Source organism: Edaphosphingomonas fennica, assembly GCF_003034225.1.
Lineage (GTDB): Bacteria > Pseudomonadota > Alphaproteobacteria > Sphingomonadales > Sphingomonadaceae > Sphingomonas_E > Sphingomonas_E fennica.
On sequence record NZ_PHHF01000070.1, the window covers coordinates 33175 to 57661 of the forward strand.

26 protein-coding genes and 2 tRNA genes are annotated in these 24487 nt (G+C 67.7%); 7 read left to right on the forward strand and 21 right to left on the reverse strand.

The genetic code is table 11. From position 1 onward, the window contains the following. Positions 1 to 8 precede the first annotated feature (8 nt). Positions 9 to 887, reverse strand: coding sequence for a rod shape-determining protein MreC (gene mreC, locus CV103_RS16495; RefSeq protein ID WP_015459216.1), 879 nt, complete (start codon positions 885 to 887; stop codon positions 9 to 11). A gap of 16 nt (positions 888 to 903) precedes the next feature. Further along, positions 904 to 1944, reverse strand: a complete 1041-nt coding sequence (locus CV103_RS16500) for a rod shape-determining protein (RefSeq protein ID WP_015459217.1) — start codon at positions 1942 to 1944, stop codon at positions 904 to 906. Positions 1945 to 2060: 116 nt separating this feature from the next. On the opposite strand from CV103_RS16500, the gene mutL reads away from it, so the two are divergent. Then, a complete protein-coding gene (mutL, locus tag CV103_RS16505) occupies positions 2061 to 3842 on the forward strand; it encodes a DNA mismatch repair endonuclease MutL (RefSeq protein WP_015459218.1) in 1782 nt (593 codons plus the stop codon). A gap of 9 nt (positions 3843 to 3851) precedes the next feature. On the opposite strand, the gene CV103_RS16510 is transcribed toward mutL, so the two are convergent. Further along, positions 3852 to 5231, reverse strand: a complete 1380-nt coding sequence (locus tag CV103_RS16510) for a sensor histidine kinase (RefSeq protein WP_107395586.1) — start codon at positions 5229 to 5231, stop codon at positions 3852 to 3854. A 506-nt stretch (positions 5232 to 5737) separates the two neighbouring features. Between CV103_RS16510 and CV103_RS16515 the strand changes: the two genes are divergently transcribed. The 3 genes from CV103_RS16515 to CV103_RS16525 all read left to right on the forward strand — a co-directional run bounded on the left by CV103_RS16515 (position 5738) and on the right by CV103_RS16525 (position 7702). Beyond that, on the forward strand, positions 5738 to 6112 hold the full coding sequence (locus tag CV103_RS16515; RefSeq protein ID WP_245896912.1) for a retropepsin-like aspartic protease family protein: 375 nt from the start codon (positions 5738 to 5740) through the stop codon (positions 6110 to 6112). 76 nt (positions 6113 to 6188) lie between these two features. Then, the gene (locus CV103_RS16520; protein ID WP_015459221.1) at positions 6189 to 7298 is read left to right on the forward strand and encodes an S-(hydroxymethyl)glutathione dehydrogenase/class III alcohol dehydrogenase; all 1110 of its coding nucleotides are present in this window, start codon (positions 6189 to 6191) and stop codon (positions 7296 to 7298) included. A gap of 23 nt (positions 7299 to 7321) precedes the next feature. Beyond that, positions 7322 to 7702, forward strand: a complete 381-nt coding sequence (locus tag CV103_RS16525) for a VOC family protein (protein WP_070932151.1) — start codon at positions 7322 to 7324, stop codon at positions 7700 to 7702. Between the two features lie 59 nt (positions 7703 to 7761). On the opposite strand, the gene CV103_RS16530 is transcribed toward CV103_RS16525, so the two are convergent. The 3 genes from CV103_RS16530 to CV103_RS16540 form a co-directional block, all read right to left on the reverse strand. Next, positions 7762 to 7835 (reverse strand) — tRNA-Gly (locus tag CV103_RS16530). Between the two features lie 52 nt (positions 7836 to 7887). After that, entirely contained in the window at positions 7888 to 8913 is a 1026-nt protein-coding gene (queA, locus tag CV103_RS16535) for a tRNA preQ1(34) S-adenosylmethionine ribosyltransferase-isomerase QueA (protein ID WP_070932152.1), read from the reverse strand. Positions 8914 to 8936: 23 nt separating this feature from the next. After that, positions 8937 to 9656, reverse strand: a complete 720-nt coding sequence (locus CV103_RS16540; protein ID WP_107395588.1) for a peptidylprolyl isomerase — start codon at positions 9654 to 9656, stop codon at positions 8937 to 8939. Here CV103_RS16540 and CV103_RS22550 point away from each other — a divergent pair. Beyond that, positions 9631 to 9771: a hypothetical protein gene (locus tag CV103_RS22550; protein ID WP_170112655.1), complete on the forward strand. Its 141-nt coding sequence runs from the start codon at positions 9631 to 9633 to the stop codon at positions 9769 to 9771. The two genes, CV103_RS16540 and CV103_RS22550, sit on opposite strands and share 26 nt — an antisense overlap. 4 nt (positions 9772 to 9775) lie before the next feature. Here CV103_RS22550 and coaD read toward each other — a convergent pair whose 3' ends face one another. The 12 genes from coaD to hspQ all read right to left on the reverse strand — a co-directional run bounded on the left by coaD (position 9776) and on the right by hspQ (position 20786). Further along, entirely contained in the window at positions 9776 to 10279 is a 504-nt protein-coding gene (gene coaD, locus CV103_RS16545; protein ID WP_015459225.1) for a pantetheine-phosphate adenylyltransferase, read from the reverse strand. Continuing rightward, the gene (locus CV103_RS16550) at positions 10280 to 11197 is read right to left on the reverse strand and encodes a polyprenyl synthetase family protein (RefSeq protein ID WP_015459226.1); all 918 of its coding nucleotides are present in this window, start codon (positions 11195 to 11197) and stop codon (positions 10280 to 10282) included. Continuing rightward, on the reverse strand, positions 11187 to 11435 hold the full coding sequence (locus CV103_RS16555; protein ID WP_015459227.1) for an exodeoxyribonuclease VII small subunit: 249 nt from the start codon (positions 11433 to 11435) through the stop codon (positions 11187 to 11189). The genes CV103_RS16550 and CV103_RS16555 overlap by 11 nt, the downstream gene beginning before the upstream one ends. A gap of 32 nt (positions 11436 to 11467) precedes the next feature. Further along, positions 11468 to 13171 (reverse strand): long-chain-fatty-acid--CoA ligase, encoded by a 1704-nt coding sequence (locus CV103_RS16560; protein WP_015459228.1) that lies wholly within the window; start codon positions 13169 to 13171, stop codon positions 11468 to 11470. Between the two features lie 117 nt (positions 13172 to 13288). Continuing rightward, the gene (locus tag CV103_RS16565) at positions 13289 to 13948 is read right to left on the reverse strand and encodes a DUF1013 domain-containing protein (RefSeq protein WP_015459229.1); all 660 of its coding nucleotides are present in this window, start codon (positions 13946 to 13948) and stop codon (positions 13289 to 13291) included. A gap of 118 nt (positions 13949 to 14066) precedes the next feature. Next, entirely contained in the window at positions 14067 to 14687 is a 621-nt protein-coding gene (locus tag CV103_RS16570; protein WP_015459230.1) for a glutathione S-transferase family protein, read from the reverse strand. Positions 14688 to 14779: 92 nt separating this feature from the next. Further along, on the reverse strand, positions 14780 to 15796 hold the full coding sequence (locus tag CV103_RS16575; RefSeq protein ID WP_015459231.1) for an AraC family transcriptional regulator: 1017 nt from the start codon (positions 15794 to 15796) through the stop codon (positions 14780 to 14782). Positions 15797 to 15974: 178 nt separating this feature from the next. Then, positions 15975 to 17081, reverse strand: coding sequence for an amidohydrolase family protein (locus CV103_RS16580; RefSeq protein ID WP_015459232.1), 1107 nt, complete (start codon positions 17079 to 17081; stop codon positions 15975 to 15977). Between the two features lie 151 nt (positions 17082 to 17232). Next, positions 17233 to 18027 carry an SDR family NAD(P)-dependent oxidoreductase gene (locus tag CV103_RS16585; protein WP_107395589.1) on the reverse strand — a complete coding sequence of 265 codons (795 nt, stop codon included), beginning with the start codon at positions 18025 to 18027 and terminating at the stop codon, positions 17233 to 17235. Between the two features lie 290 nt (positions 18028 to 18317). Further along, positions 18318 to 19955 carry a M56 family metallopeptidase gene (locus tag CV103_RS16590; protein WP_107395590.1) on the reverse strand — a complete coding sequence of 546 codons (1638 nt, stop codon included), beginning with the start codon at positions 19953 to 19955 and terminating at the stop codon, positions 18318 to 18320. Continuing rightward, complete coding sequence (locus CV103_RS16595; RefSeq protein WP_107395591.1) at positions 19952 to 20320, reverse strand: BlaI/MecI/CopY family transcriptional regulator; 369 nt, start codon at positions 20318 to 20320, stop codon at positions 19952 to 19954. The genes CV103_RS16590 and CV103_RS16595 overlap by 4 nt, the downstream gene beginning before the upstream one ends. A gap of 85 nt (positions 20321 to 20405) precedes the next feature. Then, a complete protein-coding gene (gene hspQ / locus CV103_RS16600; protein WP_015459236.1) occupies positions 20406 to 20786 on the reverse strand; it encodes a heat shock protein HspQ in 381 nt (126 codons plus the stop codon). A 122-nt stretch (positions 20787 to 20908) separates the two neighbouring features. On the opposite strand from hspQ, the gene CV103_RS16605 reads away from it, so the two are divergent. Beyond that, positions 20909 to 20998, forward strand: a tRNA-Ser gene (locus CV103_RS16605). A 245-nt stretch (positions 20999 to 21243) separates the two neighbouring features. On the opposite strand, the gene CV103_RS16610 is transcribed toward CV103_RS16605, so the two are convergent. The 3 genes from CV103_RS16610 to CV103_RS16620 are packed head-to-tail and all read right to left on the reverse strand — an operon-like array spanning position 21244 to position 23851. Next, positions 21244 to 22899, reverse strand: coding sequence for a recombinase family protein (locus CV103_RS16610; protein WP_107395592.1), 1656 nt, complete (start codon positions 22897 to 22899; stop codon positions 21244 to 21246). After that, positions 22896 to 23312, reverse strand: coding sequence for a DUF2924 domain-containing protein (locus CV103_RS16615; protein ID WP_245896913.1), 417 nt, complete (start codon positions 23310 to 23312; stop codon positions 22896 to 22898). Before CV103_RS16615 ends, CV103_RS16610 begins: the two co-directional genes overlap by 4 nt. A 2-nt stretch (positions 23313 to 23314) precedes the next feature. After that, positions 23315 to 23851 carry a DUF3489 domain-containing protein gene (locus tag CV103_RS16620; protein ID WP_107395594.1) on the reverse strand — a complete coding sequence of 179 codons (537 nt, stop codon included), beginning with the start codon at positions 23849 to 23851 and terminating at the stop codon, positions 23315 to 23317. A gap of 141 nt (positions 23852 to 23992) precedes the next feature. Here CV103_RS16620 and CV103_RS16625 point away from each other — a divergent pair, with 141 nt between their 5' ends. Continuing rightward, the gene (locus CV103_RS16625; protein ID WP_107395595.1) at positions 23993 to 24298 is read left to right on the forward strand and encodes a hypothetical protein; all 306 of its coding nucleotides are present in this window, start codon (positions 23993 to 23995) and stop codon (positions 24296 to 24298) included. Positions 24299 to 24487 lie beyond the last annotated feature (189 nt).

A 24487-nucleotide genomic window follows, 5' to 3' on the forward strand; every position in this document is an offset into this window, starting at 1 on the left:
CGATCCGTTCACGGGCCGGTGGGCGCCGGGGGCGGCGGCGGCAGATCGGATTGGAGGGGGCGCAGCACCATCGCGAAATCGAGGCGGGCGGGATCGGCCAGCGGCATGGCCCGCGCGGCATCGCGCGTCACCTTCGTCACCACCGCCACCGGGATGCCGGCGGGATAGATGCCGCCCGCGCCCGTCGTCATCACCACGTCGCCACGGCGGAAGGGCGATGCGCCGGCAATCAGCGACCTAAGCTCGATCGATCCGTCGCCCTGGCCGGTGGCGAGCGCCGCGACGCCGCTGCGGATGATCTGCACCGGCACCACGCTGCTGCCGTCGGTGATCAGCAGCGCGCGGGAGGATATCTGGCCGGCTTCCACCACCCGGCCGATCAGCCCTTCGGCGGATCGGATCGGCTGGCCCGGCTCCACGCCCGCCGTGCGGCCGGCGCTCAGCGTCACCAGCCGGCGGGTGCTGCTGGCGGACGATCCGATCACGCGGACCACCGCCACCGTCTCGCGCTTGTCGCCGACGAGGTTGAGCAGCCGCTTGAGCCGGCGATTCTCGAAATCGATGGCGCGAGCTTCCACCAGCTTGGCGCGCGATGCCTCGATCTCGCGCCGCAGCTCGGCATTCTGGGTGCCGGCGCGCCAATAGGCGCCGATTTCCTCGCCGATCGTCGTCGCGCCGTCCACCAGGCCGCGCCCGGCCGATGTGGCGGGAGCGGCCAGATCATTGGCGGTGGCGCGCAGGGCGGAAAAGCCCTGCGGGTCGAAGCGCGCGGCAACCAGCAGCAGCAGCGCGACGACGATCCCGGCCACCGCGATCACATAAGCGGCGAACAGGCCATATTGCGCGCGGCGCGAGAATCCGGGGCGTCTGAGGCGCGGCGGCGCCATCGCCGGCCGAGCCCGCTCAGGCGGTCTGGAGCACGCCGCGGAACGCCGGATCCTCCAGCGCGCGGCCCGTTCCCAAGGCGACGCAGGTCAGCGGGTCCTCCGCGACGGTGACGGGCAGGCCGGTCTCCTCGCGGATCACCTCGTCCAGCCCGTTCAGCAGCGCGCCGCCGCCCGTCAGCACGATGCCCTGGTCGACGATGTCGGCGGCCAGCTCCGGCGCGGTATTCTCCAGCGCGATGCGGACGCCCTCGACGATCGCCTGCACCGGCTCGGAAAGCGCCTCGGCGATCTGGCTCTGGGTGATCGTGATTTCCTTGGGCACGCCGTTCACCAGGTCGCGGCCCTTGATGTGGATCGTCTCGCCGCGGCCGTCGGCCGGCATGCGGGCGACGCCCATTTCCTTCTTGATCCGCTCGGCGGTCGATTCGCCGATCAGCAGGTTGTGATTGCGGCGGACATAGGAGGCGATCGCCTCGTCCATCTTGTCGCCGCCCACCCGGACGGAGGTGGTGTAGGCGAGGCCGCGCAGCGAAAGCACCGCCACCTCGGTGGTGCCGCCGCCGATATCGACGACCATGGATCCGACCGGCTCGGTCACCGGCATGTCGGCGCCGATCGCGGCCGCCATCGGCTCCTCGATCAGCCACACCTGGCTGGCGCCGGCGTTGGAGGCGGCGTCGCGAATCGCGCGGCGCTCCACCTTGGTCGATCCCGAAGGCACGCAGATCACGATTTCCGGGAAGCGCGGGAAGCGGCGCTTGCCGTGCACCTTGTGGATGAAGTGCTTGATCATCTGCTCGGCCACGTCGATGTCGGCGATCACGCCGTCGCGCATCGGGCGAATCGCCTCCATGCTTTCCGGCGTCTTGCCCATCATCAGCTTGGCATCGTCGCCGACGGCGCGCACCTTCTTGATTCCATTGGTGGTTTCGATGGCGACCACGGATGGCTCGTTGAGCACGATTCCGCGCCCCCGCAGATAGACGACCGTATTGGCCGTTCCGAGATCGATCGCCATGTCATGCGACATGAACTTGAACCACCGGGTAAATGACATCAGTTCGCCTGTCCGTGGATGCTGCGCCGCCGATCGCGCCCGTGCATTGAGCCCCGTGCATGGTCGGGTGGAAATGCCGGTCGCGGGATGCTCGCGCTTGGGCTAGAGCGGCAGCCATGTCAATACGCCGCCTTCCCGAACATCTGGTGAATCGTATCGCGGCCGGCGAGGTGGTCGAAAGACCCGCCAGCGCGCTGAAGGAGCTGGTGGAGAATGCGGTGGATGCCGGGGCCACCCGCATCGCCATTTCCCTGTCCGACGGCGGGCTCGCGCGGATCGAGGTGGCGGACGACGGCTGCGGCATGGCGGCGGACGAGATCGCGCTGGCGCTGGAGCGGCATGCCACCTCCAAACTGCCCGACGATGCGATCGAGGCGGTATCGACGCTGGGCTTCCGGGGGGAGGCGCTGCCCTCCATCGCCAGCGTATCGCGGCTGACGATCGAAAGCCGGGTGCGCGGGGCGGACGGCTGGTCGCGCACCGTCGACAATGGCGCGCTGGCGGGGGAGGGGCCGGCGGCGATCCCGCCCGGCACCCGCATCCGCATGGAAGGGCTGTTCGATCGCGTGCCCGCCCGGCGCAAGTTCCTGCGCTCCCCCCGTGCCGAATATGCCGCCTGCATGGATGCGATCCGCCGGCTGGCGATGGCGCGGCCGGACATCGGCTTTTCGGTGGAGCATGACGGCCGCCGCGCGCTTTCGGTGCCGCCGGGCGAGGATCGCGCGTCGCGCGTCGCCGCGCTCACCGATCGGGCGCTCGCCGAAAACAGCGTGGCGATCGATTATGTGCGGGGCGAGGTGACGCTGCGCGGCGTGGCGGGCCTGCCCACCTTCAATCGCGGCGTCGCCGATCATCAATATCTCTTCGTCAACGGCCGGCCGGTGAAGGATCGGCTGCTCGTGGGCGCGCTGCGCGGCGCCTATCAGGATATGCTGGCGCGCGATCGGCATCCGGTGGTGGCGCTGTTCATCGACCTGCCGGGCAGCGAGGTGGACGTGAACGTCCATCCGGCCAAGACGGAGGTGCGCTTCCGCGATCCGGGGCTGGTGCGCGGCCTGATCGTCGGCGGGCTGCGCGCCGCGCTCGACGCCGCCGGTCACCGCAGCGCGCAATCGGCGGACCCGGCAGCGATGGGCGCCTGGCGCAGCGAGCCGATGGCCGCGCTCGGCAGCCCGGTCGCGGCGCCGTCGCCCGGCGCCGGCTGGGCCGCGCCGCGTCCGCCGGTGCAGGGATCGGTATGGGATCATGCCCCCGCCTTCGCGCCGCAGCCCCAGGCGCGGGCCGAGCCCGCCCACGCGCCGCCGCCCGAGGCGGTGGACTATCCGCTCGGCGTGGCGCGCGGGCAGGTGGCTGCCACCTATATCGTCGCGGAATCGGCCGATGGACTGGTGCTGGTCGATCAGCATGCCGCGCACGAACGGCTGGTGCTGGAACGGATGCGCCGGGCGATGGCCGATGGCGGCGTCGCGGCGCAGGCGCTGCTGCTGCCCGAGGTGGTGGAGCTGGACGAAGGCGCCTGCGACCGGCTGGAGGCCCGGATCGCCGAGCTGGCCGAAATGGGGCTGGAACTGGAACGCTTCGGCCCGCAGGCGGTGCTGGTGCGCAGCGTGCCGGCGCTGCTGGGCGGCAGCGACGCCAAGGGCCTCGTCACCGATCTCGCCGACGAGCTTGCCGCCTTCGGCGAGGCCCTGTCGCTCAAGGAAAAGCTGGATTCGGTGGCGGCGACCATGGCCTGCCACGGGTCGGTGCGGGCCGGCCGTATCCTTTCCGTCGCGGAAATGAACGCGCTCCTCCGCGAGATGGAGGTGACGCCCCATTCCGGCCAGTGCAACCACGGCCGGCCGACCTGGATCAAGCTGGGCCACGCCGATATCGAGAAGCTGTTCGGCCGGAAGTAGCGGCGCCAATCAGCTTGTCTTCGGCACCTGGATGGCGAAGCGGGTGCCCTTTTCCAGCCGCGCGACCGAGGCATCGGCCTTGAGCTGTTTCGTGGTGCGGGCGATCAGCTTCATCCCCAGGCTCTGGCCCGGTCGGGAAAGGTCGAAATCCTCGGGCAGGCCGACGCCCTCGTCCGCCACCTCGATCGTGATATGCCCTTCGTCGCCTTTGCCGAGGATCACCCGGATCGGGCCGCCCTGATCGGCGGGATAGGCATATTTCAGCGCGTTGGTGACAAGCTCGTTCACCACCAGCCCGATCGAGATCGCCTGCTCGGCGGGGACGATATGGCGGAAGCCTTCGAAGGCGATGCTGTGATGCGGCGCCGAATCGCCGAGCTTGCGGCAGAGATCGCGGAGGAATTCGCCAAGGTCGGCGACGCGGGCGTCCTCCTGCTTCCAGAGATGGTCGTGGACGTCGGCGATCGTCTGCACCCGCGAACGGGCATCGAGCAGCACGTCGCGGATGATCTCGTTGCGGGACGACCGCGCCTTCACGTCGAGGATGCTCGCCACCAGCGACAGGCTGTTCTTGACCCGGTGGCTCACCTCCTTGGTCAGCAGCTTCTGGCGTTCCTGCAGCTCATATTGGCGGTGGATGTCGGTCGCGGTCGCGAACCAGCGGCGCACGGCCACGGCGCCATCCTCCAATATCGGCACGGCGCGGATCAGGAACCACAGATAGTCGCCGTCCCGCGATCGCAGCCGGCAGGTGAATTCCCACGGCTCCCGCCGGCCGTGCGCATCGTCGATGATCCGGTTGAGCTCGTCGATCTGGTCGGGATGCACGGTCGCCCGCCAGCCCGACCGGACGATCTCATCGCCGGGAAGGCCCGTGAACTCGCTCCACTGGTCATTATACCACACGGTGCCGTCCCGCATGTCGCGCATCCAGGCGAGCTGCGGGATGACGTTGGCGAGCAGGCGGAAATTGCCCTCGCTTTCGCGCAGCGCGATTTCGGCCCGGCGGCGATCGTCGATATCCGCCGCCGCTCCCACCCAGGCGATCAGCCTGCCCTCGCGCTCGACGGGGGCGACGCTGGCGCGGTGCCAGCGATAGGCGCCGTCGCGCTGGCGCTTCAGCCGCATCTCCACGTCATAACGCTGGCCGGCGGCGATGGCGGGCGCCGCGATGCGGCGGAGCCGGTGGAGATCGGTGGGATGGACCAGATCGCGCCAGCCATGATCCGGCGTCGTCTCGATATCGCCCGTGTAGCGCCGCCATTCGCGATTGTAGAATTTTGCGGTGCCGTCGGGCCGGCCGACCCACATCTTCCGGGGGGCATTTTCGATGATCGCCCTCAGATTGTCGCTGCTCTCGTTCCACCACTCGTCGGACCCGATACACATACGCAACGTCCCTTCCTGGGGCAGACCTGATCCTCTCCGGCTATTGATTGGCTCTAATGGTTCGACCGCAACCAATGCTTACAGCATCGATGGTGGCGTGACTATACCGGAGTTTTCGCATGATCTATTATAGATACGGCAATAATGGATTTTGCAGATCATTCGGCTTTCATGCGAAGGCATGGTTAACCCTGGGATATCGCTTTTCATCATCCACATCGTCATTTCATATGCTGATATGGTGTTGCGCCGAGGATGTTTACTATCGATCCTAACCGGATCGCAGGATCAACGGCGCTAATGGCTGCCGGATGTCGGGACGGTTGCCGCTGCTTTTGACGATCCTGGCCGGCGCGGCCCTGGGATGGCTGCTGCCCTATCGGCCGTCGCCCGATCCGGCCCCGCCGGCCGAGCCCCCGGCGCGGGCCGCCCCGGCGGTTGCGGGTCGGGTTGCCGCCCCACCGGCGGCGACTTCGCAGAGGATGCCGGAACCGCCGAGGCCGGCGATGCCGGCAGGGCCGGCCATCGTGATCGAGCGCCGCGCCGACGGCCATTATTATGCCGATGCGCTGGTGAACGGGCGGCAGGTGCATTTCCTGGTCGATACCGGGGCGAGCGGCGTCGTCCTCACCATGGACGATGCCCGCCGTGTCGGCCTGCCGTTCAACCCCTACGAATTCCGCGTCATTGGCAAGGGCGCCTCGGGCGACGTGCGCGGCAAGCTGGTGACGATCGACCGGATCGTGCTGGGCCATGTCGATGCCGCCGCCGTGCCGGGCGCGATCATCGGCGATGGCGCGCGGATATCGCTGCTCGGCCAGTCCTTCCTTTCGCGCATCGGATCGGTCAGCATCGCCGACGGCCGGATGACCTTGCGCTAGGGCCTGCGTTTTGAGGGTGGCGGCCGCCCGCCCGAGCCAATATGCCTCGCCGGATACCAAGTTCCGGAGACGACCCATGAAGACCCGCGCCGCGGTAGCGTTTGAGGCGAAGAAGCCACTGGAAATCGTGGAGCTGGACCTTGAGGGTCCGAAGGCAGGCGAGGTGCTGGTGGAGATCATGGCGACCGGCATCTGCCACACCGATGCCTATACGCTGGACGGGCTGGACAGCGAGGGGCTGTTCCCGAGCGTGCTGGGCCACGAAGGCGCTGGCATCGTCCGCGAGGTGGGCGCGGGCGTCACCTCGGTGAAGCCCGGCGATCATGTGATCCCGCTCTACACGCCCGAATGCCGCCAGTGCAAAAGCTGCCTGTCGGGCAAGACCAACCTGTGCACCGCCATCCGCGCGACGCAGGGCAAGGGGCTGATGCCGGACGGCACGACCCGCTTCAGCTACAAGGGCCAGCCGATCTTCCATTATATGGGCTGCTCGACCTTCTCGAACTTCACCGTCCTGCCCGAGATCGCGGTGGCCAAGATCCGCGAGGACGCGCCCTTCGACAAGAGCTGCTATATCGGCTGCGGGGTGACGACGGGCGTCGGCGCGGTGGTGAAGACGGCGAAGGTGGAGCCCGGCGCCAACGTGATCGTCTTCGGCCTGGGCGGGATCGGCCTCAACGTGATCCAGGGCGCGAAGATGGTGGGCGCGGACAAGATCGTCGGCGTCGACATCAACGACGGCAAGGAGGAATGGGGCCGCCGCTTCGGCATGACCCACTTCGTCAACCCCGCGAAGGTGGAGGGCGATCTGGTGGCGCACCTCGTCGCGCTCACCGATGGCGGCGCGGACTACACCTTCGACTGCACCGGCAACACCCAGGTGATGCGCACCGCGCTGGAGGCCTGCCATCGCGGCTGGGGCGAATCGATCATCATCGGCGTGGCGGAGGCCGGCAAGGAGATCGGCACGCGGCCCTTCCAGCTCGTCACCGGGCGCGTCTGGAAGGGATCGGCCTTCGGCGGCGCCAGGGGCCGTACCGACGTGCCGAAGATCGTCGACTGGTACATGAACGGCAAGATCGAGATCGACCCCATGATCACCCACGTCCTCTCGCTCGACGAGATCAACAAGGGCTTCGACCTCATGCACGCCGGCGAGAGCATCCGGTCCGTCGTGGTCTACTGACAGCAACAAGGAAGGGAGAGCCAGTGTTTACCCATGTGATGGTCGGCGCGCACGACATCCAGAAATCCAAGATCTTCTACGATGCGGTGCTGGGGGCCCTGGGCGCGAAGCCGGGCTTCGCCGACGACAAGGGGCGCGTGATCTACGTGCACGATCATGCCATGTTCATGATCACCAGCCCGATCAACGGCGAGCCCGCGACCCACGCCAATGGCGGCACGATCGGCTTCCGCGCGGCTTCGCCCGAACAGGCCGATGCCTGGCATGCGGCGGGAGTCGCCCATGGCGGCACGAGCTGCGAGGACGCGCCGGGCTATCGCGAATCACCGATCGGCGCGCTCTACCTCGCTTATCTGCGCGATCCCGCCGGCAACAAGCTCTGCGCGCTCCACCGCCCGGCATAAGCGAGCCGCCCAGGCCCCGGCTTCGGCTGGGGCCTTCATTCTTGCATGTCGCGGGAAAGTGGAGCGGGTAGCGGGAATCGAACCCGCGCGTTCAGCTTGGGAAGCTGACAGGCTACCATTACATCATACCCGCCTGTGCCGCGCCGGATAGCGCGGGCACGAACGCTTGGCAATCGGCCTCTTGATCAGGGGATCAGCAGGCTCGCATCGCCATAGGAATAGAAACGATATCCCTCGGCGATGGCGTGCGCGTAGGCGGCCTGCATCCGCTCGCGCCCCATCAGCGCCGATACCAGCATGAACAATGTCGATTTGGGCAGGTGGAAATTGGTCATCAGCCCGTCGATCCCGCGGAAGCGGTAGCCGGGGGTGATGAAGATGGCGGTATCGCCGTCGAACGGGCGGATGATGCCGTCCTCGCCGGCCGCGCTCTCGATCAGGCGCAGCGATGTGGTGCCGACCGCGATCACCCGCCCGCCGGCCGCGCGCGCGGCGTTCAGCCGGTCGGCCGTGGCGGCATCGATCCGGCCATATTCGGCGTGCATGCGATGGTCGTCGGTATCCTCCGCCTTCACCGGCAGGAAGGTGCCCGCGCCCACGTGCAGGGTCAGCGTCACATGGTCCACGCCACGCGCCGCCAGCGATGCGATCAGCCCGGGCGTGAAGTGCAGCGCGGCGGTGGGCGCGGCGACGGCGCCCGGCTCGGCGGCGAACATCGTCTGATAATCGTCGCGGTCGCGTTCGTCGGCGGGGCGCTTGCCGGCGATATAGGGCGGCAGCGGCATCCGCCCGGCGCGCTCCAGCAGCAGCTCGACCGGCTCGTCGCCCTCGAACTCCAGCAGGATCGATCCGTCGTCGCCCCGGCTCGCGGCGATGGCGGCGACGCCCGCGCCGAATTCCACCCGGTCGCCGTCGCGCAGCCGCTTGGCGTTGCGGACGAAGGCGCGCCAGGCGCGCGGCCCCTCGCGCTTGTGGAGCGTCGCGCCGATCCGCGCCTCGCCCCGCCGGCCTTCCAGCTGGGCGGGGATGACGCGGGTATCGTTGAAGACCAGGATATCGCCCGGCCGCAGGATATCGCCCAGGTCGCGGACGATGCGATCGGCCATGCCGGCGGCGTCCACCACCAGCATCCGCGCGGAATCGCGCGGGGATGCCGGGCGGAGCGCGATCCGTTCCGCCGGCAGATCGAAATCGAACAGGTCGACACGCATGGCTTTGGCCCGATCCGCCGCCCTTATTTCTTGGGCTTCTGGTCGTCCTTCATCTCGCCCTTCAGCACGCTCTTCACCGCCTTGGCAGCTTCCTCCTCGCGCTCATGCGCATGGGGATCGGCGGCGGTTGCCGCTGCCGCCACGGGCAGGGTCGGCTCGGCGGCCTCGGTGCGGGCGCGGACGATCTTGGACGGGTTGGCCGGCGGCTCGCCCCGCTCGATCGCATCGACATATTGCATGCCGGAAATGACGCGGCCGATCGCGGTATATTTGCCGTCCAGGCGCAGATTGGCGGTCAGCATGATGAAGAACTGGCTGTTGGCGCTGTCCGGATTGTCGGCGCGGGCCATGGACATCACGCCGCGCACGTGCGGCATGTCGTTGAACTCGGCCTTCAGGTCCGGCAGGTCCGATCCGCCGGTGCCGTCACCGCGCGGGTCGCCCGTCTGGGCCATGAAGCCTTCGATCACGCGGTGAAAGACCAGCCCGTCATAAAAGCCGCGATTGGCGAGCGAACGGATGCGCTCCACGCTGTGCGGCGCCTTGTCGGGCCGCAGCAGGATCTTCACCGTGCCGCCGGTCGAAAGCTCGAGGTCGAGGATGTTGGCCGGATCGACGGCGGGGGCAGGCGCGGCGGCGGGCGCCGCCGGCGTGGTCGGCGCTGCCGGCGCGGCATCCTGGGCAAGCGCGGGTCCGAATGCGAACAGGCCGGTGAGCGTGGCCATCAACATCTTCAAACGCATCGAAATTTCATCTCCCGCCGGGGTGCGGCGCCTGCCTGCCCCGATAATCCTGTCCCACATGACGGCCGAACGCCGGGTGCCCGGCCCTGGCCGGATCGCCCTTGCCGGCGGCTGAACGGTCAGCCGCCCCTGACGCCAAGCTGTTCCACCCGCGCCCGCACTTCGGCGGCCACGGCCGATGGCACGAACTTGTCGATCGCGCCGCCATAAAGCGCGATCTCCTTCACCAGCCGCGAGGCGATCGGCTGGAGGCTGACGTCCGCCATCAGGAAGACGGTCTCCACCCGGTCGTTCAGTTGCTGGTTCATCCCCGCCATCTGATATTCATATTCGAAGTCGGAAACGGCCCGGAGGCCGCGCACGATCACCCGCGCGCCTTCCCGATCGGCAAAGTCCATCAGCAGCGAATCGAACGTCACCACCGTGATATCGCCGGGAATCGAGGCGACTTCGCGGCGGATCATCGCCAGCCTTTCCTCGATCGTGAACATCGGCGTCTTGGCGGGGTTGGTGGAAAGGCCCACCACCAGCCGGTCCACCAGCTTGGCGCCGCGGCGGATGATGTCGACATGGCCGAGGGTGATCGGGTCGAACGTGCCCGGATAGACGCCGATGCGCGCCATTCAGCGATCCCTTTCGATGATGTAGCCGGCGATCGCGCGCAGCAGATCGGCTTCCGCGCCATAGCTGGAAAGATGGGCGATCGCCTGGCCGACCAGCATGTCCGCCTGCTGGTGCGCGCGTTCGCGGCCCAGCAGCGATACGAAGGTGGCCTTGCCGGCGGCGGCATCCTTGCCCACTGCCTTGCCGATGGCGGCGGCATCGCCTTCCACGTCCAGCAGGTCGTCCGCGATCTGGAAGGCCAGGCCGATATCGCGGGCATAGCCGCGCAGGCGGCCGCGCCCCTCGGGCGGCACATGGCCCATGATCGCGCCGGCCTCCAGGCAGAAGCCGATCAGCGCGCCGGTCTTCAGCTGCTGCAGGCGGGTGACGGTCGGCAGGTCGAACGCTTGGGTCTCGGCGGCGAGGTCCATCATCTGCCCGCCCGCCATGCCGGCCGGGCCGGCGGCGCGGGCCAGCTCGGCCACCAGCTCGATCCGCACGAAGGGATCGGGGTGGGTCGCCTCGTCGGCCAGTATCTCGAAGGCCAGGCTCTGCAGCGAATCGCCGGCCAGCACCGCCGTCGCCTCGTCATAGGCCTTGTGGACGGTGGGCTTGCCGCGGCGAAGATCGTCATCGTCCATGCACGGCATGTCGTCGTGCACCAGCGAATAGACGTGGATGCATTCGATGGCGAGGGCGACGCGCAGCGCCGCCTGGCGATCGACATGGAACAGGTCGCACGCGGCGCACACCAGCAGCGGGCGCAGCCGCTTGCCGCCGCCGATCGCGGCATGGCGCATGGCATCGTAGAGCCGCGCGCGCGCGTCGTCCGGCACCTCCAGCAGCAGGTCGAAATGGCGGTCGATCTCGGTCGCCACCTGCCGCATCGCGTCCTGGAGCGCGACGGGCGTGGTCGTCACGTCGCCGTCAGCCGACATCGAAGGGCTGCGCGCCCGCCGGCCGGCCGTCGGCGCCCAGGCTGATCTTCTCGATTCGCGCCTGCGCGTCCTTCAGCCGCTTCTCGCACTGCGCGCGCAACGCATCGCCTTCGGCATAAAGGCGGATCGAATTGTCGAGCGTCTCCTCGCCGCTCTCCAGCCGCTGGACGATGGTCTCCAGCCGCTTCAGCGCGTCCTCGAACGAAAGCTCGGCGATGGTGTCTTCATCCTGCCCCATGCCCCGGCTTGTGGCCGGGGCGGGCGCCATGGTCAAGCCGGCGTTGCGGCCTTTGCGCTCGCTTCGGCGCGGGCGCGCTCCTCGGCCACCAGTTCCTTGCGGCTCAGCTTGCCGACCAGCGTGTGGGGCAGGCTCTCGCGGATCTCGACCGCGACGACGCGCTCATGCTTGCCGACCTGCGGGTTCAGCCATGCGCGCAGCGCCTCGCCCGTCACGGCCTCGCTTCCGGGGTGGAGGGTGACGAAGGCCTTGGGATTCTCGCCATGATAGGCATCGGGGATGCCGATCACCAAGGCCTCCTTCACGGCGGGGTGGTGGTAGAGGATCGCCTCGATCTGGCTCGGGAACACCTTGAACCCGCCGACGGAGATCATGTCCTTCAGCCGGTCGACGATGCGGATATAGCCGTCCGCGTCGATCAGGCCGACGTCGCCGGTGCGCAGGCCGCCGCCCACGAAGATGTCGGCGTCCGCATCCGGCCGGTTCCAATATCCGGTCATGATCTGGGGGCCGTGGATCACGATCTCGCCGGGCTCGCCGTCCGCCGCCGGCTTGCGGGGATCGTCGCGGTCCACCAGGCGGAAGGTGGTGGCGGGCAGCGGCTGGCCGATCGTGCCGGTGCGGTTCTCGCCCTCATAGGGATTGGCGCTGGCGATGCCGCTTTCGGTGAGGCCATAGCCTTCGCACAGCTTGGCGCCGGTCACGCCCTCGAACCGCGCCTTCAGCTCGGCCGCCAGCGGCGCCCCGCCCGAAACGCAGACCCGCAGCGAGGAGAAATCGGTGCCCGCCGTCTTGGGATGGTCCAGCAGCGCCTGATACATGGTCGGCACGCCCGGCATGGCGGTGGCGCGGGTGCGCTGGATCGCGGCCAGCGTGCCGGCGGCGTCGAAGCGCGGCAGCATCACGATCTCGCCGCCGTTCATCACGGTGCGGTTGAGCACGGCGGCATTGGCGAAGATGTGGAACAGCGGCAGCACGCCGATGATCCGGTCGTCCTCGTCGCGATGCGGATCGACCGCCACGATCTGCCGCGCATTGGCCGTCATCGCCTGGTGGGTCAGCTTGGCGCCCTTGGGCACGCCGGTGGTGCCGCCGGTATATTGCAGCAGGGCGACGTCGCGCTCGGGATCGATCGGCACGGGGGCGAGCGCGCCGTCATTGGCGATCAGGCGCGAAAAGGGGACGATCCGGGGATCGTGCGGCGCCTTCGCCACCTCCTTGCGCTGGAACAGGCGGTAGAGCAGCGACTTGGCCGGCGGCAGCGCGCCCGCCACCGATCCGACGACAAGCCTCTCCAGCCCGCTCGTCTCCATCACCTTCAGCGCGGTGGGCAGCAGCGCCTTCGCCGATACGGTGACGAGGATGCGCGTGCCCGAATCCTGCACCTGATGGGCCAGTTCCTCCACCGTGTAGAGCGGCGAGAAGTTGACGATCGTCGCCCCCAGCATCAGCGCGCCGTAATAAGCCGCGACATAATGGGGCACGTTGGGCAGGAACAGGCCGACGCGATCGCCCTTGCCCACGCCCAGCGCGGCCAGGCCCACCGCCGCCCGGCGCGCGCCGGAAAGCGTTTCGGCATAGCTGAAGCGGCGGCCGAAGAAATCGATCAGCGGCCGATCGGGCCAGCGCGCGGCGGAAGCCTCCAGCATCGCCGGCAGGCTGAGTGGCGGGTAGCTCGCCTCCCAGCTGGTGGGGTGGCGGTAGGCGGTTCGCCAGATGGAAGCGGGATCGGCCATGACGATCCACTAGGCCGGGCTGCGGGGGGATGCAAATGCAGCAAGGCCGCGCCGGGCTGTCCCGACGCGGCCTTGCTGGAAGATGGCGATCGCGGCGCCCCCACGCGCCGGACCGGCTTACTTCTTGAAGGGATCGACGAAGCCGTCCTCGTCCCCCGCCTCACCATGCAGCGCCGATTCGGCGGCGCGGGCGGCGGCCTCGCGCTGGGCGCGCAGCTCGTCGATCAGCGCCTCGCGGTCGCCTTCCAGGCGGCTGTCGACCGGAGTCTCGATGCCGGCGGCCTTGGCGGCCTTGGCGACGATCGCGTCCAGCTCGCGCTGCGAGCAGAGGCCCAGCGTCACCGGGTCCTTGGGCACGATGTTGGCGATGTTCCAGTGGGTGCGATCGCGGATGGCGGCGATGGTGGTGCGGGTGGTGCCGATCAGCTTGCTGATCTGCCCGTCCGAAACCTCGGGATGGTTGCGGATGATCCAGGCGATGCCGTCCGGCTTGTCCTGCCGCTTGGAAACCGGCGTGTAGCGCGGCCCCTTGGTGCGGCGCACCTGTTCCGGCCCCTTCAGCATCACCAGGCGGTAATTGGGATCGGCCTGGCCCTTCTCGATCTCGGCCAGCGTCAGCTCGCCCGCGCGCACCGGATCGCGGCCGGTGAGCTTGGTGGCGGCCATGTCGTCGGCGATGGCCTGCACCTCGAGGATGTGGAGGCCGCAAAAGGCCGCGATCTGTTCGAAGCTGAGCGCCGTATTGTCGACGAGCCAGGAAGCGGTCGCATGAGGCATAAGCGGCTGGGCCACGGGAACATCCTCCGGAAATAAATAGGGCCGCCCCTTACGGAGCGGCCGGTGCGTTCCGGCCCGATGTAATCGCAGGCGGCCGCGAGGGCAAGAAGAATGGAATTCAGGCGGTGATCGGCAGGTAGCCGGGCGTGCGCGCGACTGCCGCGATCCAGGCCGATATCGCCGGATAGGCGCCGAGATCGAACCCGCCCTCATGGGCCACATGGGTGTAGGCGTAGAGGCAGATATCGGCCAGGCTGATCCGATCGCCCACGAAGAAGCCGGCGCCGCCGCGCAGATGCCGCTCCATCACTGCCAGCGCCGCATCGCCGCCCGCCCGCCGCGCGGGGATGGAGGCGCGCTGGGCATCCGTCAGCGCGTTTTCGCCGACGAAGGCCAGCCAGAAGCGCAGCGTGGCGATGTTGGGCTCGTGATTATACTGCTCGAAGAACATCCAGCGCAGCATGTCCGCGCGGTCGAAGCGGTCCTCCGGGATCAGCGGCGATCCCTCCGCCAGCCAGAAGCAGGCGGCATTGCTTTCCGGCAGCAGCTTCTCGCCGATCTGCAGCACGGGAATGCGGCCATTGCCGTTGATCTGGGTCAGGAAGGCGGGCGTGCGGGTCTCGCCCTTCAATATGTCATATTCGCGCCGGTCCAGCGGCACGCCGACCAGGGCGGCCGTCAGCCTGATCTTGTAGCAGTTTCCGCTATTCGCATATTCGTGGAGGATCAGCGCGGCCATGGCGGGCTCCTTGTGGGTCCCGCGCGCCATAAGCCGGAAAATTCCCCTCCGCCAGAAGCCGTTTGCGCGCGGCGGCGCCTCTTGTCAGTGGATCAGTGGGCGGTTTCCTGCCCGGCCTGGCCCAGCACCATGCGGCGATAGGCGGTGGGAGAGACGCCCGCCCAGGACCGGATGGCGCGCGCCAGCCCGTTGGCCTCCGCAAAGCCGGCGCGCGTGGCGATCTGGCTGATGGGGATCGATCCGTCGTGCAGGCACATCAGCGCCACCTCGCGCCGCACGTCGGCCTTGAGCGCGCGATAGCTCGATCCTTCCGCCTCCAGCCGCCGCCGCAGCGTCTGCCCGCACATGCCGAAGCCCTCGGCCAGCGCCTCCAGCTTGGGCAGCGCCTGGTGGATTTCCAGATGCGCGCGCATGCGGGCGCGGATCGCCGTCACCAGCCCGTCGCCGACATCGTCGACGGTCAGCATGTCGACGGGACGGTGGGCGAGGAAGCGGGGAATGTCGCTCGGCACCCGCACCACCCGCCGGGCCAGGATCGCGTCGGCGAAGCCGAGGCGCGCCACGTCGGCGCCGAACCGGCATTCGCAGCCCATCACTTCCAGATATTCCTGCATCGGCACCGCCGGATCGCCGGGGAATTCCGCGGTGATGACGGCGAACTTCTCGCCGATCAGCCATTGCGCGAAGCGCTGCCAGAAGATCAGCCACCAGCCCGGCAGCACGCGATCGGGATCATGGCCGGTATCCGGGATGGCGACGGTGACGACGGCGTCATGCCCGTCGCGGTCGAGCGTGAAGGCCAGGTCGCGCGTGGCGACGGCATAGAAGCGGAAGGCGCGATCGAGCGCGGTGCCCACCGTATCGCTGAGCGTGCCGATCTCGCACATCAGCTCGAACGCGCCGGGGCGCAGCGGGTGCGCGGTCAGGCCGCACAGCTCGTCCGCCATCATCAGCTTGGCGTTGCGGGATATCGCCGAAAGCGCGGTGCCGTCATAGCGCCCGGCCACCGGATCGCGCCCTTCGGCGACGATGGCGGGATCAAGCCCCGCGCGGGCCGCGCTGGCCAGGAAGGCCCGCGCATAATGGTCGATAAGCGTGGCCGCGGCCACCGGATCGGCTCCCGATTGTCCCAAGGGTCGCACGATGCGGGATTGCCCTTCGCTTGGCAAGCGGGTGGAAGGCGGGTGGGCGGGCGTGGCGCGGCGGCGCGACCCGATGGCCGCCGCGCCCCCGGCGGGCGGCCCACAGGGAGCACGCCGCCCGCAAGGTCGCCTCCGTCCGGCAGGCTCAGTTCGTCGCGAACATCCTGAGGCCGTTCTCGCACACGATCTTGCGGCGATCGGCGTCGGGAATGCCGGCGGCGGTGAACTGCTTTTCCATCAGCGCCCGCGAATTCGGCCAGGACGTCGCCGGGTGCGGGAAATCCGTGGACCAGTAGAGGACGTCCGGGCCGAAATAGTCGTAGCAATATTTCAGGCCGAGCGGCTCATACATGAAGGTCGCGCCCATCTGCCGCTTGAAATATTCGCTGGGCAGCAGCTTCAGCTTCGGGAAGCTGTAATGGCCCTGGATGATGCGGCCGTCGAGGATCATGTCGAACAGGAAGGGCAGCCAGCCCAGGCCCGGCTCGACGAACAGCACCTTCAGCTTGGGGAAGCGCTCCAGCGTGCCGGAAAGGATCCAGAAGCAGATCGTCTCGGCCAGCTGGAAGCCCGGCAGGCCCAGCGCGACGCCCTTCATCGGGGTCGGATCGCGCTTGATCAGCTCATAGCCCTTGGCGTTGTTGTCGAGGTGGTTGAGGATGGTGATGCCGGTTTCCTGCAGGATCGCCCACAGCCGGTCGTAACGCTCGTCGAAATAGTCCGGCAGGCCGAGCTCGGTGGGGAAGGGCGGAAGCTGCACGCAGCGCGCGCCGCGCTTGGCCACGCGCTCCACTTCCTTCACCGATGCTTCCACATCGTGCGGCAGAAGCTGGTAGGCGCACATCAGGCGCTGCGGATCGACCGCCGCGAAATCGGCGATGGCGTCGTTGAAGCCCGACAGCATCTCCTTCCAGTCGTTGCCCATGATCTCCGGGCTGCACATCTTGGCGCCGCCGACTTCGGGGAAGATCACCTCGGCGAACACGCCGTCGCGGTCCATCGAGGCCAGCTTGGCATGGGGCTCGTAATGGCCCGGATCGTTCCACGCGACCGGGTCCATGATGTCGTTGATGTCGGGGATGAAGCCGCCGCGCTTTTCCAGCTCCAGCGCCTGATATTTCTTGTTGCCGTCGATCCACCCCTGGCGCAGCCGCTCCGAAAGGCGGGGGACGACCCATTCATCGGTGTAGAAAACGTGCGAATCGACCGAGACGAGTTTCTCGTCGGGCGCGATCGAAGGTGCGGTTGCCATGTGCCTCTCCTTATCGTTGCCGGCGGCAAAGGCCGGTTCGGGGAGAGGCTATGGGGTAGGCCGGGGCGTGGAAAGATCGGAAGCTTACAGCCGAGGGATCAAAATCGGACGCCCGCTTCGTCCATCGGCCCGCTTCCGATCGAAAGGCCCGTCATTTCAGGCCGTAGCGTGGTGCTGCATGGGCGTGGCTCAGATTGGGGGCCAGCGCCGCGCGGGCAGCGACATAGGTTTCCCAGTCGCCGGCATCGGGCAGCGAGGGGATCGTCACCGCCTCGCCCTGGTCGAAGCCCGCGATCGCGGCATCGACCATCTCGTCCACCTCCATCACCATCTCGGCCGGCACGAGATCCAGCTTGCCGTCCAGGCTGTCCCAGATGGCGGTGCGGGTGATGCCGGGCAGCACCGCCTGGATGCGCACGCCGCTGTCGCCCGCCTCGGCCTGCAACGCTTCGGTGAAGTTCAGCAGATAGGCCTTGGTCGCGCCATAGCCGGGCTCGAACGCGCCGGACATCAGCGCCGTCACCGAGGCGATGTTGATGATCGCGCCGCTGCCGGCGGCGAGCAGCCGGGGGAAGATGGCGGCCGCCAGCCGCGTGGTGGAGACGACGTTGAGCCGGATCATCGCCTCCAGCTTGTCGGGATCGGCCGTCGCCAGCGGCCCGTCGCCGACGATGCCGGCATTGTTGACGAGGATGGTGATCGCCTCGTCGTCGCGCAGCCGCTGTTCGACGCGGGCCAGATCGTCGGCCTTGCCCAGATCGGCGGACAGCACGTCCACCTGTTGGCCGGTCTCCGCGCGCAGCCGGGCGGCGAGCGCCTGGAGCTTGTCGGCGCTGCGGGCGACGAGGACGAGATCATGGCCCCGGCGCGCCAGCCGTTCGGCATAGGTGGCGCCGATGCCGGACGAGGCGCCGGTGACGAGGGCGGTTCCGTTGATGCTGGTCATGGGATGCTTCCTCCAGAATGTCCGGCGGCCGCCTGTCCCCAAAGCGGGGCGGCATGCCGATCCGGGCTGAATGAAGCGAAGCTACTCCGACCTCCCCCGCATGCCGCCCCGGACCATCGTTTAGCCGGGGCCTCCATCCGGCAGAGGCGATCATGCCTTAGTATGCCCCGAAACCGGCCCTCCCCGGAACCTTCAAAAGGGCGGCGGTCGAATCATCGCCCCGGAACCCGTTTCAGGGGCCATCCTGCGACAAGCGATGTCGGTGCCGGATATTCGAACGTCGATCCGGCTTAATCCACGGAATCCGCGCGCAGGGCGGCGATCTGCTGGTCGAGCGAGGCGAGCACGCTGGCCCGCTGGCTGGCGGTGAGATCGGCCGCGCGGATCTCGGCGCGGGCCTCCTTCAGCGCATCGGCCACCTGCGCGCGGATCGCGCGCGCGTCCACGCAGCTGGCGGCCAGCGTGGCGATCGCGCGGCGATCATCCGCCTCGGCGGAAATCCGGCCCCGGCCATTGCCGCAGGTCCGCGCCAGTTCGGCACGCGCCTGGGCAAGGGCCATGCGGACCTCGCGGTCCACATCCACGCGGATCACATCCGCGCGCGCCTGGGCACGCATCGCTTCCCGCCGCGCCTCGCGGCCGATCGCCCGGGCCTCGGCGGCGGCCTCGCGCGCTTCCGCCGCCTGCTCGCGCATCCGATCCGCCTGTCCGCGCAGCATGGCGGCATGCTCACGGGCACGCGCCGCCCGTTCGCGGGCCGCCTGGGCTTCGACCGGGGGGCGGGGCGCGGCGGGGGCCGCCACCGGGGCCGGCGGCTCGGGCGCATCCGGCGCCACCACGGACGGCGGCAGCGGCACCGCCTGGATGGCGGGCTGGGCAGGGGCGGCGGGCGCAGCCGGTGCCGCCGGCGCCAGCGGCGCGAGGGGAGCGGCAACCGCCAGCCGGGGCATATCGATCCCCGTCGCCGCCGCGACCCCGCCAGATGCGGTCGCCAGTAGGCCGCCGCCCACCATCAGCCCCACCAGGGCGGCGCCGCCCAGCCGGCGTGCGCGCCCGATCTTGCCCGTGGCCATCATCTGCAGTCTCCTCTTGATCCGGGCGGCGCCCAGCGCGCAGGCGGCGGCGGGCGTGCCGCGCGTCGCCGATTTCACCAGCGCCGTCGCATAGGCGTGGCGCTCCGTCGCCGGCTCGTCCGCCAGCACGGTTTCGTCGCAGGCCAGTTCCTGATCGGCGCGGAAGGCGCGATAGGCGATGTGCGCCAGCGGGTTGAACCAGTGGAGTGACAGCATCGCCAGCGCGAAGATATTGGCGATCAGATCGCCGCGCACATGGTGGGCCACCTCATGCGCCAGCACCAGCCGCTGCTCCTGCCGGGTATAGCGGCGGGTGAAATCGCCGGGCAGCAGGATGCGGCGGCGGACGATGCCGGCGGCCACCGGGCCGTCCACGCCCGCGCTCACATGCACCGCGATCCCGCAGCGGCGGCAGAGGAAGGCCGATCCCCTGAGCGCCATCTTCAGGAAGTGGCGGTAAAGGCCGATATGCCATGCGAAATGAAGCGCCGCCCCGCCAAGCCACAGCAGGATCAGGCCGGGCACCATCAGCGCGGCCCAGTCCGGCCCCGTCGCCGCGGCCATGCCGGCGGCATGGGGCGTGATCATGGCCGGCGATGCGGCTTCCGCGCCCGCGGGCAGCGCGGTCGCGATGCCCTCCAGCCCCGAAAGGTCGATGCGGATTGGGACATGCGCCGCCACCGGCCGGGCGATTTCGGGCAGCGGCGGCATCACCAGCCGGATCATCGGCAGCGCCCATAGCGCATAGGCCAGCCGCGCGCCGAACAGGGCGGCGATCCTGCCGCGCACCAGCAGGACCAGCAGCATCAGCAGCGCCGATGCCGCCAGATTTTGGAGAAGCAGCGCGGCGCTCATGGCTTGAGCGCCTTCAGCAGCGCCTCGATCTCGGCAATGTCCTGCGGGGAAAGCTGATCCTGCTCGGCCAGATGCGCCACCAGCGGCGCGGCGCGGCCGCCGAACAGGCGATCGATCAGCTTGCGGGATTCGCGGGCGGCATAATCCGCCCGCGCCACAAGCGGCCGGTAGAGGTAGCGGCGGCCATCCTCCTCATGCGCCAGCGCGCCCTTGGCGAGCAGGCGGGCGAGCATGGTCTTGACGGTGCGGTCGCTCCAGCCGCGGGCGGGATCGATCCGTTCGGCCACCTCGGCGGCGGTCAGCGGCGCCTCGTCCCACAACACGTCCATGACGGCATGTTCGCCGTCGCTGATTCGATCCACCATCGGCGTCCCTCCGATTACAGATGTAGTCTTATATGACTACGCCTGTAATCGTCAAGCCCGGCGATTGGCGATCAGCGGGATCGGATCAGTGGCGATGCTCGCGGCGCAACTGGTAGCGGCCGTCGCGATAATCGTCGAAGATGCCGGAAATGGCGGGGTGGTCCACCGGCTCGTCGCTTTCGTCATGCTCCAGATTCTGCTGGCTCACATAAGCGACGTAGCTGCTGTCCGAATTTTCGGCGAGCAGATGGTAGAATGGCTGGTCGCGCGCGGGGCGGACGCCTTCGGGAATGGCCTCATACCATTCCTCGCTATTGGCGAACACGGGGTCGACGTCGAATATCACGCCCCGGAATTCCAGTAGCCGGTGCCGCACGACATCGCCGATGGCGAAGCGTGCATGGGCGATGGCGGGCGCGATCAACTGCGCCTGGCGATCCACGGAAAGCGAAATATCCCTCGTCATGGGATCAATCTAGGGTTTGTCGCGACGGAAGCAAGCGCGACGCTTGGCAAGCCCGAATAGTTCGGCTAAGGGCCGCCCCTCATCGACCAGCCGCCCCCGGGCGGAGAGACCCTCGATCATGCGGAGAGGTGCCAGAGAGGTCGATTGGGACGGTCTCGAAAACCGTTGTGCGGGCAACCGTACCGTGGGTTCGAATCCCACCCTCTCCGCCACACATATCTAAGTTCTTGATATAAAAGAAAGATACTCTGGGAAATGGCGCAGTTCCGCGCCGTTTGCGGAGATGGTCCGGTCTGCAGAGAGCATATCAGGGGCAACAATTGGTCGCTCCGTCGCCTTTTTCTCTGTCGCCTATTTTCGCAGTACGGAGTGAGGTTGCAGCATGGGCTGCTTCTGTTGGTCCGGAAACGCAAAGCGGCGCCGAAGCGCCGTTGGTGTCGTGACAGGCTGAGATCCATCACATTCCGAACATGGCCATCTGCTCGTCCCAGTTGATCGGCAGACTGGCGGTGCGTAATGATGTCGCGCTGACCGAGGTCGGCTGGGTCCCAGCGAGGATGGCCTCAACGATGGCCGGGGCAAGGAAGTTCAGCCGGACGATGCGCGATACCCATGAGTCGTTGACCTTCTCTTCATGGGCGATGGTGGCGATATCGATTGTGCCGGTCTGAAGCTGCTGCCACCAGTTGCGGGCTTTGCGCAGCAGCGCGATAAGGCCGGGATCGGGCTTGCCCTGTGAGACCGGCCGGCCATCGCGCTGGACCAGCCGGAGAGCTAGGCCCGTCCGGCGGAGACGAACCGGCGCGGTGAGGGAGATGGTGCCGTCACTGGCCGGATTTATCGTGCAGGCTCTGCACAACGCTGTGACCGATAGCCGAATTACTATCTCGTGGGTATGGACGACCACCTTGCCCACCAGATCACTGATCACATCGCGCTGCTTCCGGCGGACAGAGGCCGCAAGTTGCTCCGCCTTTTTGAGGATCATGCGCAGACGATCGCTGTCGAGCGCTATGCCGGCCTGAGCCAGCAGGGCCAGAGGATCATCCAGCATCCCGGCAAGACTGGTGATCACTGCCGCTTCGATTTCCCGCGCCGGGATACGCATACCGTCCGTGGCGTACCGGTCTGCATCATGCTGGAGTGATCGGCTCACATAGTAGCGATAGCGGACCTGTTTCTTGTTGGCATGCACGGCGACCAGTGGCTCGCCGTGCTGATCGAAGATGCGGCCCGCAAGCAAACTGGGCGACTGTGCCCTGCTGCCCGACCTCTCGCCCTGCAGATTGGCGACAAGCATCCGCTGGACGCCGCCCCAAGTTGCACGATCAATGATCGCCTCATGTTTTCCGGCATGGACTTGACCCTTATGATGGATCTCGCCGATGTAGATGGGATTGGAGAGCAGCTTGTAGATCTGTCCTCGGGTGAAGGGACGGCCACCTCTCGCCCTTCCCGTCGTGGCAATACGCTCAGGAGCAATGATGCCTTCGCGGGCCAGTTCGCCGACAACCAATCGAACATTCCCCAAATCAAGGTAGCGCGCGAAGATGTGTCGCACGATCTCAGCATGTTCCTCGACGATCGCCAGCGTCCTGCCGTCGGGTTTGTAGCCGAGCGGCGGGTTACCGCCCATCCACATGCCACGCGCCTTGGATGCGGCGATCTTGTCGCGGATGCGCTCGGCGGTGACCTCCCGTTCGAACTGGGCGAAGGAGAGCAGCATGTTGAGCGTGAGCCGGCCCATGCTGTTGGTGGTGTTGAACGACTGGGTCACCGAGACGAAGGATACGTTCGCCTTGTCGAAGGCCTCGACCAGCTTTGCGAAGTCGAGCAGCGAGCGGCTCAGCCGATCGACCTTGTAAACGACCACGATGTCGATCCTGCCGGCTTCAATGTCCTTCATCAGCCGCTGGAGCGCCGGTCGCTCTAGGGTCCCACCCGACAGCCCGCCGTCATCATATTCATTGGGGTGCAGCGTCCAGCCTTCGGACGCCTGGCTGAGGATATAGGCAGCGCAGGCCTCGCGCTGAGCATGGAGGGAGTTGAAGTCCTGCTCGAGTCCTTCCTCGCTCGATTTCCGCGTGTAGATCGCGCAGCGGACCTTCTTCATGCTGCTGTCCTTCGCTGCTTGAGGCCGAAGAAGGCGGGCCCCGACCAGCGCGTGCCGGTGATGGCGCGGGCCACTTCGCTGAGGCTTTTCCAGCGCTGCCCGTTCCAGTGGATCGCGCCGGCACCATCTACAGTGACAACATGCACTTTGCCCTGCCATTCGCGGACCAGCCGCAGGCCGGGCGCGAGCGGTATCGCACGCGGGCGCGCATCACCCGAATCGTCCAGTTGCAGCCGGGTAGCACGCGACAAGCCGCCCTTTGCTCTGGCCTGTATCTCGTAGCCCAGCGCGAGCCGCAGCATGGCAACGCTGAGTCGAGGCACCGGGCGACCGGTGAGCTTTGCCCATCGCTCCTGAATCTCGGCGCGGGACATGTGCGCGATTTCGTACAATGCATGATCGAGCTTGGCCACGATCATGCCTCCGTCGCGATGCGGTAGCAGGTCGTATCCCCGCGCTTGCCCTTCGCGATGCTATGGCCCTTCTTCCGGAGGCCGGTCAGCGCAGCGCGGGTGGTGTGGGGCAGCCAACCAGTGGCCGCGATCATCTCCTCGAGCGTCGCCCCCTCATCGCGCCGAAGGAATGACAGTACCGTGCCGATCTTGCTAGCGGGGCGGGATGGGGGCTTGCTCACGGGAGGAGCCTTGCCCTGGGGTTCATCGGATGCCCGATTTTCTTCTTCCTCCTCCTGACACGCACCAATTGCTGCCCGGCCTGCGGCGGTGATCCGCACGCCGATCAGCCGGTCTCGGTCTGTCGGCAGTGACCCGTTGACATCCGATGTATCGAGTTCCGCCGCCAGGTCGCGTCGGAGGAGGGATTTGATGGCCTTGTCGACCGCAGGCGTACGTTCGCCGATGCTGTCCGGTGGCGGCAGCAGGCTGCCGTCGTCGCGCTGCGCCGCAGCCGAAAGAAGGACGAGTTGCAGATCACTGAGGCGTAGGGTGGTCATGGATGGTGCTCCTGCTTCGGAGCGGCACCGCGCCGCTCCCACCACCCGAAGCCCCGCCGGTCACGCCGGTCGGGGTAACGGCCGCTGTGGCCGGCCGCGATTCAGTGACGACAGCAATGCTTCGTTCTACCGCGAAGTCGAATGGAATATGCGAATGCGCTGGAAAAGCTGGGTCTGGACTTGGTCCAACCCCCGCGGCTTGGTCGAATCATGTCTGAAGGTGCCGAAACCCGCCGCGAAACTATCCGCCGATTATTCTATCTCATCACAATCGCCGCCGAGAACGCGGCGGCATTGGCAGTCGAAGGACAATCGAGGAGGTTGTTGCCCGAAGACGCGAGGACTTCCGCAGCGAATCTCCTGGAGCTCGGCATAAGGATCGAGATTCTCTCGTCGGCGATCACGGAATTGATCGAGGGTGCCGAAAAAGATGCTGAGGCGGTCTGATCATGGCGAACATCTGCTAATGCGGACTGTCCGGAAAGGCAGGTTTTGAGGCGTGACTAACGGGTAGCGGTCGTTAGGCTCACGCTGCGCGCTCTTGACCCCCCGGATTGCTAGGGTCGGGACCCATAAACAGGATTCCCTTGGCGTCGGGAATGTGATTCATATGTGGACGCCCCCTTGGCAAGGGCA

What these genes read in the sequence shown, in the direction of transcription:
- mreC (WP_015459216.1), bottom strand. Translation starts at nt 887, where the DNA reads ATGGCGCCGCCGCGCCTCAGACGCCCCGGATTCTCGCGCCGCGCGCAA.
- CV103_RS16500 (WP_015459217.1), bottom strand. Translation starts at nt 1,944, where the DNA reads ATGTCATTTACCCGGTGGTTCAAGTTCATGTCGCATGACATGGCGATC.
- mutL (WP_015459218.1), top strand. Translation starts at nt 2,061, where the DNA reads ATGTCAATACGCCGCCTTCCCGAACATCTGGTGAATCGTATCGCGGCC.
- CV103_RS16510 (WP_107395586.1), bottom strand. Translation starts at nt 5,231, where the DNA reads ATGTGTATCGGGTCCGACGAGTGGTGGAACGAGAGCAGCGACAATCTG.
- CV103_RS16515 (WP_245896912.1), top strand. Translation starts at nt 5,738, where the DNA reads ATGCCGGCAGGGCCGGCCATCGTGATCGAGCGCCGCGCCGACGGCCAT.
- CV103_RS16520 (WP_015459221.1), top strand. Translation starts at nt 6,189, where the DNA reads ATGAAGACCCGCGCCGCGGTAGCGTTTGAGGCGAAGAAGCCACTGGAA.
- queA (WP_070932152.1), bottom strand. Translation starts at nt 8,913, where the DNA reads ATGCGTGTCGACCTGTTCGATTTCGATCTGCCGGCGGAACGGATCGCG.
- CV103_RS16540 (WP_107395588.1), bottom strand. Translation starts at nt 9,656, where the DNA reads ATGCGTTTGAAGATGTTGATGGCCACGCTCACCGGCCTGTTCGCATTC.
- coaD (WP_015459225.1), bottom strand. Translation starts at nt 10,279, where the DNA reads ATGGCGCGCATCGGCGTCTATCCGGGCACGTTCGACCCGATCACCCTC.
- CV103_RS16550 (WP_015459226.1), bottom strand. Translation starts at nt 11,197, where the DNA reads ATGTCGGCTGACGGCGACGTGACGACCACGCCCGTCGCGCTCCAGGAC.
- CV103_RS16555 (WP_015459227.1), bottom strand. Translation starts at nt 11,435, where the DNA reads ATGGGGCAGGATGAAGACACCATCGCCGAGCTTTCGTTCGAGGACGCG.
- CV103_RS16560 (WP_015459228.1), bottom strand. Translation starts at nt 13,171, where the DNA reads ATGGCCGATCCCGCTTCCATCTGGCGAACCGCCTACCGCCACCCCACC.
- CV103_RS16565 (WP_015459229.1), bottom strand. Translation starts at nt 13,948, where the DNA reads ATGCCTCATGCGACCGCTTCCTGGCTCGTCGACAATACGGCGCTCAGC.
- CV103_RS16570 (WP_015459230.1), bottom strand. Translation starts at nt 14,687, where the DNA reads ATGGCCGCGCTGATCCTCCACGAATATGCGAATAGCGGAAACTGCTAC.
- CV103_RS16580 (WP_015459232.1), bottom strand. Translation starts at nt 17,081, where the DNA reads ATGGCAACCGCACCTTCGATCGCGCCCGACGAGAAACTCGTCTCGGTC.
- CV103_RS16585 (WP_107395589.1), bottom strand. Translation starts at nt 18,027, where the DNA reads ATGACCAGCATCAACGGAACCGCCCTCGTCACCGGCGCCTCGTCCGGC.
- CV103_RS16590 (WP_107395590.1), bottom strand. Translation starts at nt 19,955, where the DNA reads ATGAGCGCCGCGCTGCTTCTCCAAAATCTGGCGGCATCGGCGCTGCTG.
- CV103_RS16595 (WP_107395591.1), bottom strand. Translation starts at nt 20,320, where the DNA reads ATGGTGGATCGAATCAGCGACGGCGAACATGCCGTCATGGACGTGTTG.
- hspQ (WP_015459236.1), bottom strand. Translation starts at nt 20,786, where the DNA reads ATGACGAGGGATATTTCGCTTTCCGTGGATCGCCAGGCGCAGTTGATC.
- CV103_RS16610 (WP_107395592.1), bottom strand. Translation starts at nt 22,899, where the DNA reads ATGAAGAAGGTCCGCTGCGCGATCTACACGCGGAAATCGAGCGAGGAA.
- CV103_RS16620 (WP_107395594.1), bottom strand. Translation starts at nt 23,851, where the DNA reads ATGACCACCCTACGCCTCAGTGATCTGCAACTCGTCCTTCTTTCGGCT.
- CV103_RS16625 (WP_107395595.1), top strand. Translation starts at nt 23,993, where the DNA reads ATGGAATATGCGAATGCGCTGGAAAAGCTGGGTCTGGACTTGGTCCAA.